Genomic DNA, 15,538 nt, shown 5'->3' on the forward strand with positions numbered 1-15,538 from the left:
TTTCCTTCCTCCTTACTTTCTGGCGACCCATGCGCCGTGGACGACGAGTCTTCCCGCGCAGAAGTCGCTGACAGCCTGCGGCAGAAGAATCCACTCAGCCTGCTGCATCACACGCTTCTGCAATGTCTCGGGTGTGTCGCCTTCCTCCACCTCAACCGCTTTCTGTGCGATAATCGCGCCGCCGTCCACCACTTCAGAGACAAAATGAACGGTCGCGCCGGTCACCTTCACCCCTTTGGCAAGGGCAGCTTCATGCACGCGCAAGCCGTAGAAGCCCGCTCCGCAAAAAGACGGGATAAGCGACGGATGCACGTTGATGATGCGGTTTTCGTAGCGGCTGCAGAAGCTGTCCGGCAGCACGGTCATAAAGCCTGCGAGTACGATCAAACCAATCTCGTATTCCTCCAGCAGCGCTGTCAGCGCCGCACCGTAGTCCTCTGCGTTATCAAAGTCACGGCGGCGCAGCACGGCGGACGGAATAGACGCCTTCGCCGCGCGTTCCAGCGCAAACGCGTCCGGATTGGAGGAAATCACCAGCCGAATGCGGCCGTTTTCTATCTTGCCCGCTGCCTGTGCGTCAATCAGTGCTTGGAGATTCGTTCCGCCGCCCGAAACCAAAACTGCGATGTTTATCATAACTGATTCTCCACTCTTTTACTCGAGCACGACGCCCTTTTCGCCGGCCACGCACTCGCCGATGACATATGCCTTTTCGCCTGCGGCTGAAATTGCGGCTACCGCGCGGGAAGCATCCTCTGCCGACACAGCAAGCACAAGCCCCGCGCCCATATTGAAGGTGTTATACATGTCGCGCTCCGGAATCTTGCCGGTCTTTGCAATCAGGTCGAACACCGGCGGCACCGGCATCGCGCTTTTTTCAATCTTGGCACAAATGCCGTCCGGCAGCATGCGCGGCACATTCTCATAGAAGCCACCGCCGGTGATGTGGCTGATGCCCTTGACCTCGACCTTACCCATAAGGCCCTGAATGGCCTTGACGTAAATCTTGGTCGGAGTCAACAGTTCTTCACCGAGCGTCTTGCCAAACTCATCAATATAGCGACGCACGGACTTTTCGTTGATGCCCAGCGTCTTGCGCACCAGCGAATAGCCGTTGGAATGCACGCCCGAGGAGGCGACGCCGATCAGCGCGTCGCCCGGACGAATGCCCATGCCGTCGATCATCTTCTCCTTATCGACCATACCAACCGAGAATCCCGCCATATCATACTCATCTTCGGGATAAAAACCGGGCATTTCGGCGGTCTCGCCGCCGATCAATGCACAGCCTGCCTGACGGCAGCCTTCCGCGATACCGGAAACCATCTGCGCAATCTTGGCCGGGTGATTCTTGCCGACCGCAATGTAGTCGAGGAAAAACAGCGGCTGCGCGCCGCAGCAGGCAATGTCATTGACGCACATCGCCACGCAGTCGATGCCGACCGTGTCGTGCTTATCCATCAAAAAGGCCAGCTTGAGCTTGGTGCCCACGCCGTCCGTGCCGGAAACCAGAATGGGATCAGCCATGCCCTTAAAGTCCGGACGGAACAGGCCGCCGAAGCCGCCCAGCGTGCCCATCACGCCCTTCGTAAAGGTCGACTCGACCATCGGCTTCATCAGCTTGACCGCCTCGTAGCCGGCGGTAACGTCTACACCGGCTGCCTTGTAGCTTTCAGAACGGCTCTCACTCATAGTAATACTCCTTCGTCTTTTTTCAGCGGAACGGCTTATTCCTTGCCGTTCCAGCAATAGGTACAAACCTTGTCGCGGTCCAGTCCGATGGCCTCCAAAAGACCGTCAAGTGACTGATAGCCCAGCGAACTGAAACCGAACTTCTCACAGATGGTTTTCAGCATGCACTGACCGCGCTCGGTGTTAGCGTCTGCGTATTCCTCCAGATGCTTCTGGCCCTCGTCGCCTTCCAGCTCCTGCACGATGCGGCGGGCAAGCAGCTCCATCTCGGAATTGGAGGAGGAGAAGTTCAGGTACTTACAGCCGTACATAATCGGCGGACAGGCGGAACGCATATGCACTTCCTTCGCCCCCGACTCATACAGGAATTCGACCGTCTCTCGCAGCTGCGTACCACGTACAATGGAATCGTCCACAAACAGCAGCTTTTTGCCTTCAATCAGCTCGGGTACCGGAATCTGCTTCATCTTGGCAACCTGATTGCGGACCTTCTGATTGGCCGGCATGAACGAGCGCGGCCAAGTCGGCGTATACTTCACAAACGGACGGGCAAACGGCTTACCGCATTCGTTGGCATAGCCAATTGCATGCGGCACACCGGAATCCGGCACCCCTGCGATATAATCCACATCTCCTGCAAGACCGCGCTTTTTATCGTCCTGCGCCATGATAGCGCCGTTGCGGTAACGCATTACCTCAACGTTAACGCCTTCGTAGTTGGAATTTGGATAGCCGTAATACGTCCACAGGAAAGAGCAGATTTTCATCTCCTTGCCTGCGGGCGAAAGCGTCTCAAAGCCCTCCTCGGTGACCTTGACAATCTCACGCGGACCAAGCTCATAAGCGTCCTCATAGCCCAGCTTATGATACGCGAAGGACTCAAACGAAACGCAGCAGCCATCCTCATTCTGACCAACCAGTACCGGCAGTCGGCCCAAGCGGTCGCGCGCGGCAATGATACCATCCGGTGTGAGCACCAGAACGGTCAGCGAACCATCAATCAACTCCTGCGCATGCAGAATACCGGAAATGAGGTCATCCTTCTGATTGATAAGCGCCGCCGCCAGTTCGGTGGAATTGACCTTGCCCGAGCTCATTGCCATAAACTGATGGCCGTGGTCGGAAAAATAGCGAGAAACTAAGTCCTCCGCGTTGTTGATAATGCCGACCGTCGTCAGCGCATACAGACCAAGGTGCGATCGCACCAGCAGCGGCTGCGGGTCAGTATCGCTGATGCAGCCAATGCCGCTGCAGCCGGAAAAGTCCGGCAGGTCCTTTTCAAATTTTGTACGGAACGGGGTGTTTTCGATGCTGTGGATCTGGCGCTGAAAGCCGCGCTCTTTATCATACAGGATCATGCCGCCACGGCGCGTACCGAGATGTGAATGATAGTCCACGCCGAAGAAAATATCCAGCACACAGTCCTGCTTGGAGACTACGCCGAAAAATCCTCCCATTTGTTACTCCTTGTCTTGACTCCCGTCGAACGGAATTTCATTTTCAAACATGTTCTTTTCCGCCTGTTCCGGCACCGGAATCGGATATTCGCCCGAGAAGCAGGCGTCGCAGAAACCGAGCTTGCAGCCGACCGCAATCTTGTGCGCAGCTTCCAATGACAAAAATCCTAAGCTGTCCACGCCGATGATCTCACGCATTTCCTCAACCGTGCGGCCGTGTGCCAAAAGCTGGCTGCGCTCCGGAATATCCGTACCAAAAAAGCAGGGATGACGGAACGGCGGCGCGGAGATACGCATATGAACCTCGGCTGCGCCTGCGTCGCGCAGCAGTTTTACCAGCCGCGCGCAGGTCGTGCCGCGAACAATAGAATCGTCGACCATAATGACGCGCTTGCCTTCTACCGCCGTGCGCAGCGCGTTGAGCTTGAGGCGCACCGAGCGCTCACGCTTATCCTGACCCGGCTGAATAAAGGTACGCGCAATATAACGGTTTTTGATGAGTCCGACACCATATGGAATACCGGAAAACTTGGCATAGCCAATGGCGGCGGGGATGCCGGAATCCGGCACACCGATGACCACATCCGCGCCGACCGGATGCTCAATGGACAGGTACTTGCCGGCCTCCTGACGGGCCAGTTCGACGCTTGCGCCGTCGATAATTGAGTCCGGACGGGCAAAGTAGATATATTCGAACACGCAGGCCGTACTCTTGCACTGCACGCCGCAGTGCATCGAGCGCAACTCGCCGTTTTCCACCACGCAGACCTCGCCCGGCTCCACGTCACGGACAAACTGTGCCCCCAGCGCGTCGAGCGCGCAGGTCTCGGAGGCAAAAATATATGCCCCATCCAACAGGCCGATGCACAGCGGCCGGAAGCCATGCGGGTCGCGCGCAGCAATCAGCTTGCGCGGACTCATCACAACCAGCGAATACGCGCCCTCGATGATGCCCATGGTGTTTTTGACCGCCTCTTCAATGCTGCCGCATTTGAGGCGCTCGTTAACAATGGTATACACCAGTACTTCCGTATCGTTCGAGGAGCGGAAAATGCCGCCGTTTAATTCAATGCGGCGGCGCAGCTCGCCCGCGTTGACCAGATTGCCGTTGTGCGCCACGGCAAGGTTACCCTTGACATGCGTAATCGCAATCGGCTGCGCATTTTCGCGCGATTGCTTGCCGGTTGTCGAGTAGCGGACGTGACCGACCGCCATCGAACCAGGCATGCTGTCCAAAATCTGCTGATTGAACACCTGGCTGACCAAACCGACATCTTTATGACAGTGAATAACGCCGCGGTTATTGACCGCGATGCCCGCCGCCTCCTGTCCGCGGTGCTGCAGGGCGAACAGCGCAACATATGCCTCATGCGCGGCGGCAATCTCTTTGTCTGGAGGGGCGGCGATGCCGAACACGCCGCACTCCTCATGCACTTTATCAAATGGGGTTTTGCTCTGCTTTAAAATACGATATTTCATGGATTTGCCTTTTTTCAATCGTGGGTTTACTTGCTCATTACGCGCTTCATGATTTCCTGATAGGCCTCTTCTACGCCGCCCATATCACGACGGAAGCGGTCCTTATCCAGCTTTTCGCCGGTGGTCTTGTCCCACAGGCGGCAGGTGTCCGGGCTGATTTCGTCCGCCAGCACGATGGTGCCGTCTGCGGTCTTGCCGAACTCGAGTTTAAAGTCGACAAGGGTGACGTTCAGCGTATCAAAATACTGCTTCATGACTTCGTTGACCTTGAAAGCCATGGTCTTGATGCGCTCAATCTCCTCGCGGGTCGCGAGCTTGAGTGCGATGGCATGATAAGCGTTCATGAGCGGGTCGCCCAAATCGTCGTTTTTGTAGGAGAATTCGATGGTCGGCTCATCAAACACGATGCCCTCGTTTACGCCGTAACGCTTGGCAAACGAGCCGGCCGAAATATTGCGGATGATAACTTCGAGCGGTACGATGGACACTTTCTTCACCACGGTCTCGCGGTCGGAAAGCTGCTCGACGAAATGCGTCGGCACGCCCTGCTGCTCGAGCAGCTGGAACATATGGTTGCTCATCACATTGTTGATGACACCCTTGCCGGCAATCGTGCCCTTCTTTTCGCCATTGAAGGCAGTTGCATCATCCTTATAGTCCACAATGACCAGATTCGCATCGTCGGTTGCGAAAACCTTCTTAGCCTTGCCTTCGTAGAGCTGTTCTTTCTTTTCCATGTCCATATTCCTCCATTTATGTGTGTAATTTAAAACAAACCGGTTTGTTTTGGGTTTTACCCGGCCGACGCAATGGTCACGCCTGCCGCGCCTTTACCCTGTTATGCAAACTGCGCCTTGATTTTTTCATCCTTGGCCATGACCTCGCTTGCCATGTCCGCCTTGAACTGCGCGAGCTTGCCCGCGAGTGCGTCATCCGACAGCGCAATCATCTGCGCGGCAAGGATGGCGGCGTTGTCTGCGCCGTCGATGGCAACCGTCGCCACCGGAATACCCTTGGGCATCTGTACGATAGACAGCAAGCTGTCCATGCCGCCCATCACGCTCGTACCCATCGGCACGCCAATGACCGGCAGGGTCGTGTTAGCAGCCAGCACGCCGCCCAGATGGGCCGCCTTGCCTGCCGCCGCAATGATAACGCCGAAGCCGTCATCCTTGGCGTTTTTGGCCAGCTGCTCAGCCACCGCCGGCGTGCGGTGCGCAGAGCAAATGCGCACTTCGGTCGGGATGTCAAACGACTTTAAGCGGTCGATGCACTTTTCCATCACCTTCAAGTCGCTGTCCGAGCCCATAATGACCAGAACTTTTTTCATCTGCAATTCCTCCTCAAAAACAAATGAGGACACGGATATACCCGTGTCCTGTATGTGCTCAATGTGCTGCACCAATGCCCGAAATTATGCACGAATGCCCGGACGTTTCCGCTGTTTGCATCAAGAAAACACTGCCGGTCATATGCGCACCTCTTTCTCTCAGGCTATCGGTGAAGATACACTATTATTTTATCGAATATGCTTGTGCATTGCAAGCATTTTACACGGTTTTTTCGTCTTTCGTGCAAATGCCCAAAGATATTCGTCCCGCGCGTCAGCTTTCGTGCAGAACGCCCCTCGCGTACAGCACCACCTCCATCTGATGCACGCGCTCGGTCCATGAGCACTGCGCACCGTATTCCAGACGCTTCCGCACCTTTTCCGTGTCGTTCTCCGCTGCTGCCGCGTCGCACAGCGCGAGAAATTCATCCCCGCTATGCGCGATATAGACTACGTCCTTAAAATCCTCGACCTGCAGCGGCTCTCGCGTCGAAACGACCGGCTTGCCGGTGGCAAGGTATTCATAGAATTTTAAGGGCGACACATCCTTGCTCAAAGCGCCCGCACGGAACACGTTCAGACATACATCCATCTGTGCAAGATACGCAGGCAGCTCAGGCTGCGGCACAAGGCCGTGAAACACGATATTAGGATATTTCTGCAAATGCGTCAGGTCTACGCCCGGCAGCGTGCGACCGATGAGGAAAATGGTCGCGTCCGGCCGCTCCTTTGCGAGTTTTTCAATCAACGCATAGTCAATGCATTCCTGCAGCATGCCGACAAAGCCGAACACCGGATGTTTCAAATCTTTCATATCCGCCGGGCACGGCAAACTATCCTTTTCCTTCTGCACGCGCGAAAAAATCTCATATGCCGCGCCGTTTGGAATCATCTTGGTCGTAGGATTGATTTTTTCCAGCGTTTCGGCAAGGCCCACCGCTGTCGCGAACACCTGATCGGCGGGTTTTGCGAGATCGCGCTCCATCTGATCGACCACCGCCGGGTTGATGTGGCCCTTGTAGGCCGAATGGCGGTCGACACAGTCGTACACCAGCGCGCGGTGCGGCACATGCTCAATAATGTCGCACGAGGACGGCGAGTAGCACCACAAAACGGTTTCGTCCCCAAAGCCATGCTCGCGCATCTTTTTGCGCACAAAAGCCGCCTGCCGCTTCTGGTTGATTTTGTTCACCCAGCGGAACTTGTTGAAAAACGGCAGCACAGGCGGCAGCGCGTACACCGTGATATTTTCATGCCCTTCGACTTTTTCCCCCGGCTGCTTATACTTATTGATATAAGCCGACGCTTTTTTGTCCTTCAAAGGTGCAATCAGCGATACCGGCGGGTCAAAGTACAGCACCTCGCTGTTCCGCAAGCGGCTCATTACGTTCTGCTTGCGCGTAGGCAGCGGGTGATAATTGGTGGTTGAAAGGCAAACGACATGATTTTTCATTCTGCTGCCTCCTCCTTTTCGTTTTCAATGCCGAGCAGAATCGCCGCTCCACGTACATTTTCATGCTCACGCTCACGCAGCAGCTTGGCGTTGCGGCGCACTTCCTCATCCAGCGCACCGGACAGGCATTTGTCAATCAGTCCGCACAGCTCGTCCACACGCACCTCGCGCAGCTGCAAACAGGTGCTGCTGCCGATGTACTTGAGAAAGCTGTCCACCTTGATATCATAACTCATGCCGACAACCGGCACCCCCTGCCCCGCCGAGAACATCAGCGAGTGCAGTCGGATACCAACCACGGTTTTCATCCGCGCGAGGATACCGATGGTCACCTCAATGGGCTGGCGGGTGCGGACCGCATACCACGGACAGTGCAGCAACGCACCCACCCGCTCGGCAGGCGTCAAATCGCTCGGGAACTCGATCGGCACAAATACCGGCGTCAGGCCGTGCTTTTCATAGGCGTAATCCGCCGCTGCTGCAATCGCGGGCAGCGCAGCGTCCAAGCCTTTCCAGTTGCGCAGGCCGAAGCCGATATAACGCCCGCTCGGGTCGATGCCGCTCTGCTCCATAGCCAGCGACACCACTTCATATGGGGCTGCGTCCAGAATGATAGTCGGGTCTGCGGATACGCGGATATCCGGTCGAGTAACGCCCATGCGCGCCAGCTCCTGCCGGGAGTTCTCGTCGCGCAGCGTGATACGATCGACCGAACCCTGTATCGTCTTGGCCGCCATCTTGCGGTTGCCCGCGCGGTTGATGGGACCAATGCCGCAACCGTACATCATCACCTTGCAGCCGCGCTTTTTCGCCGCGCGCAGCGTGTAACAATAATACCAGATAGAACGTGTCGAGGTCACGTCCTGCATGAGCGTGCCGCCGCCGTTGATATAAAGCGCCGCGCGACGAAATCGCCGTAAAATCGAAAAGATATTAAAAGTGTACACTGCGCCCGTGCGGTAGGTCAGGCGAGTTTCCTGCGGGCGGCGGGACATGACACAGATCGTGCGCTCGGGAGCGAGCGCGCGCATCTCCTGCACGATCGCCTCCAGAATCGCATCATCGCCTGCGTTGCCGCGTCCGTATGCGCCGCAGATAACAATGCTCTCACGCTCATTCTTAGGCCGGTGAAAACGCGCCAGCAGATGGCGGTAGTTGGCTTCTTGCCGTTCGCACAACTTGTCTTTGGAAAAATTATGCGACGCTTTCTCGTACAGCGCCTGTGCAAAGGTTTGGCGAAGCTCCGCATCGTTCGCTAGGCGCACCATGTATTCACTGAGCTTTTTATAATCTCCGACCGGGAAGATATAGCCGTTTTCACCTGTATCAATCAGCTCGGGCATACCGCCCACATCCGAACAGATGGTCGCGCAGCCTGCACAGACGCCTTCGAGAATCGAATACGGGAAGGTTTCGGACACCGATGACAGCAAATTGATATCCATCGCGCGAAAGAATGGCTCAACCGGCGACACCCAGCCGCAAAACGTTACACGGTTGGTAACATTCAGCTGCGCGCACAGCTTTTTGAGCATCTCCTCATCCTCACCTTCACCTGCAATGAACAGGCGCAGCTGCGGCGCATCCTGCAGCGCCGCGGCAAAGGCGCGCACAGTAGTCGCTATATCCTTGACAGCCGTCAAACGCGCGGCAATGCCACACAACACGTCGCCATCCTCGATTTCCGCACCGTAGTTCTCTTTCAGGTACTGCGCACGGTCAAACTCACCCTCCGGACGGTGGAAATCCATGCCGTTGTAAATCTTGACAATGCGTTCGGGATCAAAGCCGCGCTCAATGAGCGTGCGCGCCATGCGGTCGGCCACGGGCTGGTAGAAATCCAGAAAACGCAGTGCCACCGCATTGGCCGCGCCAAAGGTATGCTGCTTAAACGGATTTCCCAGATAATCCAACTTATAGTCCGAGTGTACGGTCGTCAGCACCGGCACGCGGCGCATGCGGCGTACCATCGCCCCCATCAGGTTGGCGCGGCCGCCATGGCAGTGGATGATATCCGGCCGGAACTGATCCACCAGATCGCGCATCGCCCGTGCCGCGCGGAACGGGTTGTGCCGCTCGATCACGCGCACATCGATGCCGCGCTCGCGTGCCTCATCCGCGAACGGGCCTGCGCGGAAGGAAATCAGCATCACTTCATTGCGCCTGGCAAGCCCGGTGACGGTATTCATAATTTGGGTCTTGGCGCCGCCCACGTCGCCGCCGCCCATCACATGCATCACTCGCAAAACAGATTCCTCCAAAGGACATTTTCTCACAGATATAAACAGTATACCATGGATAGCGTGCAATTGCAAAACGCAAGTACCACTGTTTACAAACCGTTATTTGTTTTTCCCGAAAAACCATGCTATACTATATCTATCTGACCGAAAGCGAGGGTTTTTCCTTTGTCCTCCAAAAATACCATGACGCGCGACGCCATGCTGTTCCTGCCAGCCAAGGTTATCGAAGGCCTGCTGGTTATTGCATGCACCTCTCTGTATACCCATCTGTTTTACGAGTCCACCGTTGGCACGTTTAACTTTATCAATTTCAACGTACAGATCGCCTATCTGATTCTGGCCGGCTGGATGGCAAACGCCGCAACCCGCTATGTCGGGGAAGAGTTCGGCAAAGATCAGGGCCGTGGCCTGTTTTCCACGGTTTCGACTGTGTATCTCATCATCTGCGTGGCGGTTGCAGTATTCTGCTGTGGTGCCGCCGTGATACTGCATGACCCACTTTATCTGGGCTTCATGACCATGTTTTTCAGCTACACGGTCTTTCAGATTCTCAATTCCGCGCTCATTCAGCTCGGCCGCATGCGCGCCTCCATTACGCTCAGTCTCACTTCCGCCGTACTCAAGCTGCTCATCGCCTACGGATTGGTATTCGGCATGCGCAACCCCACCTCCCCCTTCCCTGCCATCTGCGCCAACACGGTAGCGGACGGTGTGGCCGGCATTGGTGCGGTGATTGCGCTCGGTCTGCCGTCGATTGCGCGGCTGCGCTGGTTCTCGCGCGAACTGTTCGGCAAATTCTTGCGCTTCGGCGTGCCGCTGATGGGCGTTTCCATCTCGGTGACGCTGCTCAATCAGATTGACAAGTATCTTGTCGTCGGCTTTTTCAACATGGATGCATATGGCATTTATTCATCCAACAACTCGATTGCATCCGGCCTGTTTACCATGATTTCGGTCGGTATCATGCGTGGCGTATATCCTGCTGTGCTGCGCGCGTGGCGCGAGGGCGGACAGAATGCGGCCAAGCCCCTGCTCGATCAGGGTGTACGGCTGTATCTACTGATCGCGGTACCCGCAGTTGCCGGACTGACGGCAGTCGCGCTGCCAATGTCGCGCGTGCTGTTTGCCAAAGGATATGACGCAGGTGCGCCGGTCATCGCGTACACTGCGCTTGCCATGCTGTTCATGGGGTTGACGGAATACGCCAACAAGGCATATGAGCTGGAGCAGGCTACCGTGCATGTGCTGCAAAACAGCGCGGTGGCTGCGGTCATCAAAGTGGTTTCCAGTGTCATTCTGCTGCGCGCATTCGGATTTACCGGCGGCGCCATGGGCTCCATCGTCGCTTTTGCGTCCTACTTTATCATCACCCGTGTACGGGTGCGGCGGCGTTTTCTGTTCCACGTGCCTGCGAAAAACCTGACTCGTATCATCGTTAGCGCCGCGCTGTGCGGTGCGGCAGCCTTTGGCTGCACCCTTTTGCCGGTCGGCAACCTCTTGCGGCTGGTCTGCGCCGTACCTGCGGGCGCAATTGTCTATGCCGTGTGCATTGTTGCCAGCGGCGAGGGACGTGCGGAAATGCAGGCCGTACTGCGCAAGCTCAAACGATAAAACCTTTTTATCTGTTGGGTTTTTCACCTTTTTTCTCGCAAAAAACTTGTCTATCCTGCAAATCAATGGTATAATATGACCCTGTATGAAAATGCTGAAATAGAGAGGCGTTAATAATTATGGAAATGATTCACGAAGCGGGCCAGTACGTCGATACCGTAAAGCGTGTGTGCGATGCAGTCGGCGGAGAAGTCACCTTCCGCGGCACGGTACACCGTGTGCGCGACATGTCGGACTTTGCGTTTGTCATCATGCGCGTTGAGCGCGGCCTTATCCAGTGCACCTTCCAGGGAGACGAAATCGGCGGCATCAAGCGCGCCGAAATCAAGGATGCCATGGTACTTGAAGTCACCGGCACAGTGCATGAAGAGCCACGTGCGGAGCATGGCATTGAGGTTGTGCTGAGCGCTGTCAAGGTGATTGGCCGTCCGTACGACCAGCTGCCGGTACCGCTCGGCAAGAAGTATATGGGTCTGTCACTTGACGTCGATCTGCCGCTGCGTCCCATCACGCTGCGTCATCCCATCAAGCAGGCGGTATTTCGTGTGCAGGGTGCCATTGCGGACGTCTTTGCACAGTATATGCAGTCTCAGGGCTTCACCCACATCCACACGCCTAAAATTGTGGTTGCGGGTGCGGAAGGCGGCGCGAACCTGTTTAAGCTCGACTACTTTGGTCAGCCGGCTTACCTTGCGCAGTCTCCGCAGTTCCACAAGCAGTATCTTGCAGGTGCGTTCGGCCGCGTGTTTGAAATCGGCAGCGTATACCGTGCCGAGCGTCACAACACCTCGCGTCACTTGAATGAATATATCGGTCTGGACTTCGAGATGGCGTACATTGATTCGATGTACGACGTCATGGCGATGGAAACCGGCATGCTTAAATCGGTCATGGCTTATGTCAAGGAGCACTGCCCGGAAGAGCTTGCGCTCCTCAAGGCGGATATCCCGGAAATCACCGAGATTCCGACTATCCGCTTCCATGAGGCCAAGCAGATCATGGAGGAAAAGTACGGCCACAAGTCCAAGAACCGCTATGACCTCAACCCGGACGAGGAAGTGCTGCTCTGCCAGTGGGCTAAGGAAGAATACGGCAGCGAGTTTGTATTTGTCACCCACTTCCCGTCTGCCAAGCGCCCGTTCTACGCGATGGACGACCCCGAAGATCCCAAGCTCGCCCTGTCGTTTGACCTGCTGTTCCGCGGTTTGGAAATCACAACTGGCGGCCAGCGTATCCACGATTATCAGGAGCAGATTGCCAAGCTGGAAGCACGCAAGATGAATGTTGAGCTGTTTGAATCGTTCACCATGCTGCACAAGTACGGCATGCCGCCGCATGGCGGTCTTGGCATTGGTCTGGAGCGCCTGACCATGCAGCTTTTGAAGCTCGCCAATGTGCGCGATGCTTCCATGTTCCCGCGCGACATGAACCGCCTCGAACCGTAAAATACAACCGTATACACCGTCGGAATGCACAATTTCGACGGTGTTTTTTTGTTGGTTTGTTTTTTTAATATTTTCTCTACTCTGCCTAATTTATTGAATTTCGGTAACAAAACGGAAAAAATCTGGAAACGCTGTCACAAAATGCGCCCGACGTCCGTTATATAGGGTGAACATGTTCCTACGAAAGGGGGCGCAGTCATGGACGCCCGCCCACTCGACGAGCGCTTTGCCGAAGGCAGTGAGGCAGCGCTCGCGGATGCAATTGCGCTGTACGGTCAGCCTCTTCTGCGATATTGCCATCATATTTTATGCGACTATCACGAAGCACAGGACGCCGTGCAGACCACCTTTATCAAAGCCTATGACAATCATCGTCGATTCCGTCCGGGTACCAGCCTGAGCGCATGGCTTTACCGCCTTGCCTATACGACCTGCGTCGATCTACTGCGCCACCGTAAGCGTCAGTTGGTCACGCCGCCTCCTGTGGCTGCCGACCCGGATTACATCGGTGAGGACCTGCGCCGCGCACTCGAAACCCTGTCGCCCGAACAGCGCGCACTGGTATACAGTCGAGTTATCGAACAGCGCAGTTTTGACGCGCTCGCCGTGATTTATGGCAAGCCCGCTGCGACTCTCCGCAAGCGGTATGAGCGCGCACGCAAAAAGCTGGCCCAAGCATTGCAAGGCACGCCGGCAGAAAGGAGGAGCAAGGAATATGAAACTCACACCGGATGATCTGCGTATCCGCCAAGCATTGGAACAGATCGAAACGCCAATGTATGACATTGCCGGTGCAGTGCGCGAACAGCGCGCCCGCCGCAGCCGCCGTATGCCGCTGCGCAGCCCGCAGCGCATTCTGGCCGCTGTCCTTGCTGCGGTTCTGCTGACCGCAACTGCCGCAGCGGCTATGGTGCAGTTCTCCGGCGGCTGGAACGCACTTTTCGGACAGAACGTGATGATACCAGATGGCCTTACCACTCCCGTGCGGCAAACGCAAACCATCGACGGCTGCACCATCACGCTGGAAGACGCGATTGTCAGTGAGGACGACGTTGCGGTTCTCTATTCCTTCCGCTATGCGGATAATTCCATCGTCAACACCGATTCACGCATTACCCTTTTGGGTAGCTCCAACTTGCTGATGGACGGTTCGGACGAATACTGTGTGTCGTCCAGCGGGATGGGTTTGATGGACAGTCAGGACCCTTCGGTAGAGTACTACTATGAGGCATTCTCATTGACCGAAGATCCTGGCGACCGTCAGTTAACACTAACCATCGATCCGGCCTCCTGCATGGAACAGACCGATACCCTGTCTGCCCCGATGGATCTTGCCGCAATCTATCAATCGCACCCGGTCTCCTATCAGGAAGAGGATGACGGAGCACAGCGACTCACCGCCCTACAACAGCAGGACTGTGCCGATGTCATGCTGCCGCAATCCTATCAATCGCCAGAAATTCAATTTGCAGGCGTCGCCTTTCAAGGCGACATTTTGTGCGTTTCGCTCCGTATGCCCGAATACGATTCCTACGACAGCGTAACAGCACAAATTGAAGCCTTACGAGATATCCGTACCGACCGTCTATACTTCGGCTCACTGCATAGCTATGGAGACACGAATTGCGCTATTGAACTTTGTGAAACCCAGTTTGAAGGATTGACGGAAGATGATCTGCCGTATTTAGAGCCACAAATCTCTTACAGGCGCTATAGCCCGCTAACGGAAACGGGTTGGTCGTTTTCTTTCTGTGCTCCGAGCGCAAAAACGTTGACGCGCGATCTGGATCTGACAATGGCAGACGGCATTCGACTCCATCAGCTCCAGATTACGCCGCTGGGAGTCGAGCTTTTCGGCACTATGCCGGTTGAACCCACATCCAGCAATCCGCTGTACTTCGATGATCGACAAACGCCGGATGTGACGCTTGTTCTGCAGGATGGCACCACTGTGCGCACAGTTTCACATGGCAACTCACTCAGTTCGGACAGTTCCGATACAGCCACAGCGCAGTTCAGCATAGAATACCAATACCAGACCGGTTCGGAAAGCCGCCGTTTTCTGCAAACCGAAACAATTGCAGCCATCCGAATCAATCATGTTACCATTTCGATAGAAGAGTAGAAAGCCCTGTGGGGGTAAATGAGGCCGGGCGGTGTGGGGCCGTTCCGGCTCGGCATATAACAGCCTGCTGATACGCAGGCTGTTCTTTTTTGGTTATATCTTTATGAAATTCGCACATTGCACAGTTTTACTGCGTACTTTTTGTGCATAAAATACAAGAATCATGCAATGCACCCTTCCTCTGGCTTCAAAATGATGAAAAACACCGAATAACGGAAAAAGGCTCTTTCCTTTCTGTATTTTTATGCTATAATGATAGCAGAAAAAGAACTCAGCGCTTTTGAAATGGAGGTAATTATTATGACCAGAGGTATCCGCGTAAAGAATACGGATGACATCCAGAAGATTAACAAGATTGTCACCAAGTACGGCTTTGATATCTGGATTCACGGCAAGAGCGGCATGGTAGACGCCAAGAGCCTGCTCGGCATGTTCCTGCTGTCTCTCAACGAGCCGCTGCAGATCGTCTTGGAGGACGATGTCGACCCGACCGCCCTATTCAAGGATCTGGCTGACTATCTGGAAATCGAGGATGAGGAGTAATCCTTTCCCGCATCTGAAAATACTTAAATAAAAGCACCGGAAACGCAAGCTGAACTGCACCCCATTTGTTAGACAGTATGATATACTGGATAACAAGTGGGGTGCTTTATTATGCCAAAAGGAATACCAAACAAACGCTACACACCAGAATTCAAGAAGA

Annotated in this window: 13 protein-coding genes; 5 read left to right on the plus strand and 8 right to left on the minus strand. The window is 55.3% G+C overall.

All coding sequences use genetic code 11. The features are described 5' to 3' along the window. Positions 1-12: 12 nt before the first annotated feature. The 8 genes from purN to csaB all read right to left on the minus strand — a co-directional run bounded on the left by purN (position 13) and on the right by csaB (position 9,648). On the minus strand, positions 13-636 hold the full coding sequence (purN, locus tag ACTQ34_RS07810) for a phosphoribosylglycinamide formyltransferase (protein WP_441363291.1): 624 nt from the start codon (positions 634-636) through the stop codon (positions 13-15). A gap of 18 nt (positions 637-654) precedes the next feature. After that, the gene (gene purM, locus ACTQ34_RS07815) at positions 655-1,692 is read right to left on the minus strand and encodes a phosphoribosylformylglycinamidine cyclo-ligase (protein WP_441363292.1); all 1,038 of its coding nucleotides are present in this window, start codon (positions 1,690-1,692) and stop codon (positions 655-657) included. Between the two features lie 35 nt (positions 1,693-1,727). Continuing rightward, positions 1,728-3,149, minus strand: a complete 1,422-nt coding sequence (locus ACTQ34_RS07820; RefSeq protein ID WP_441363293.1) for an amidophosphoribosyltransferase — start codon at positions 3,147-3,149, stop codon at positions 1,728-1,730. 3 nt (positions 3,150-3,152) lie between these two features. After that, positions 3,153-4,628 carry an amidophosphoribosyltransferase gene (purF, locus tag ACTQ34_RS07825; RefSeq protein ID WP_441363294.1) on the minus strand — a complete coding sequence of 492 codons (1,476 nt, stop codon included), beginning with the start codon at positions 4,626-4,628 and terminating at the stop codon, positions 3,153-3,155. A 26-nt stretch (positions 4,629-4,654) separates the two neighbouring features. Then, positions 4,655-5,365 (minus strand): phosphoribosylaminoimidazolesuccinocarboxamide synthase, encoded by a 711-nt coding sequence (gene purC, locus ACTQ34_RS07830; RefSeq protein WP_441363295.1) that lies wholly within the window; start codon positions 5,363-5,365, stop codon positions 4,655-4,657. A 101-nt stretch (positions 5,366-5,466) separates the two neighbouring features. Further along, positions 5,467-5,958, minus strand: coding sequence for a 5-(carboxyamino)imidazole ribonucleotide mutase (gene purE / locus ACTQ34_RS07835; protein WP_441363296.1), 492 nt, complete (start codon positions 5,956-5,958; stop codon positions 5,467-5,469). A 274-nt stretch (positions 5,959-6,232) separates the two neighbouring features. Beyond that, positions 6,233-7,411 carry a glycosyltransferase gene (locus ACTQ34_RS07840; protein ID WP_441363297.1) on the minus strand — a complete coding sequence of 393 codons (1,179 nt, stop codon included), beginning with the start codon at positions 7,409-7,411 and terminating at the stop codon, positions 6,233-6,235. Further along, positions 7,408-9,648: a polysaccharide pyruvyl transferase CsaB gene (gene csaB / locus ACTQ34_RS07845; protein WP_441363302.1), complete on the minus strand. Its 2,241-nt coding sequence runs from the start codon at positions 9,646-9,648 to the stop codon at positions 7,408-7,410. The genes ACTQ34_RS07840 and csaB overlap by 4 nt, the downstream gene beginning before the upstream one ends. A gap of 171 nt (positions 9,649-9,819) precedes the next feature. Here csaB and ACTQ34_RS07850 point away from each other — a divergent pair, with 171 nt between their 5' ends. The 5 genes from ACTQ34_RS07850 to ACTQ34_RS07870 all read left to right on the plus strand — a co-directional run bounded on the left by ACTQ34_RS07850 (position 9,820) and on the right by ACTQ34_RS07870 (position 15,378). Continuing rightward, on the plus strand, positions 9,820-11,265 hold the full coding sequence (locus ACTQ34_RS07850) for a lipopolysaccharide biosynthesis protein (RefSeq protein ID WP_441363298.1): 1,446 nt from the start codon (positions 9,820-9,822) through the stop codon (positions 11,263-11,265). Between the two features lie 119 nt (positions 11,266-11,384). Continuing rightward, on the plus strand, positions 11,385-12,710 hold the full coding sequence (gene aspS / locus ACTQ34_RS07855) for an aspartate--tRNA(Asn) ligase (protein WP_441363299.1): 1,326 nt from the start codon (positions 11,385-11,387) through the stop codon (positions 12,708-12,710). Between the two features lie 198 nt (positions 12,711-12,908). Further along, positions 12,909-13,445, plus strand: a complete 537-nt coding sequence (locus tag ACTQ34_RS07860) for an RNA polymerase sigma factor (protein WP_441363300.1) — start codon at positions 12,909-12,911, stop codon at positions 13,443-13,445. After that, entirely contained in the window at positions 13,426-14,835 is a 1,410-nt protein-coding gene (locus tag ACTQ34_RS07865; protein WP_441363301.1) for a hypothetical protein, read from the plus strand. Before ACTQ34_RS07860 ends, ACTQ34_RS07865 begins: the two co-directional genes overlap by 20 nt. A 300-nt stretch (positions 14,836-15,135) precedes the next feature. Then, positions 15,136-15,378 (plus strand): HPr family phosphocarrier protein, encoded by a 243-nt coding sequence (locus ACTQ34_RS07870; RefSeq protein WP_297274437.1) that lies wholly within the window; start codon positions 15,136-15,138, stop codon positions 15,376-15,378. Positions 15,379-15,538 lie beyond the last annotated feature (160 nt).

Origin of the sequence: Agathobaculum sp. LCP25S3_E8 (assembly GCF_052117165.1) — a bacterium.
Taxonomy (GTDB): domain Bacteria; phylum Bacillota; class Clostridia; order Oscillospirales; family Butyricicoccaceae; genus Agathobaculum.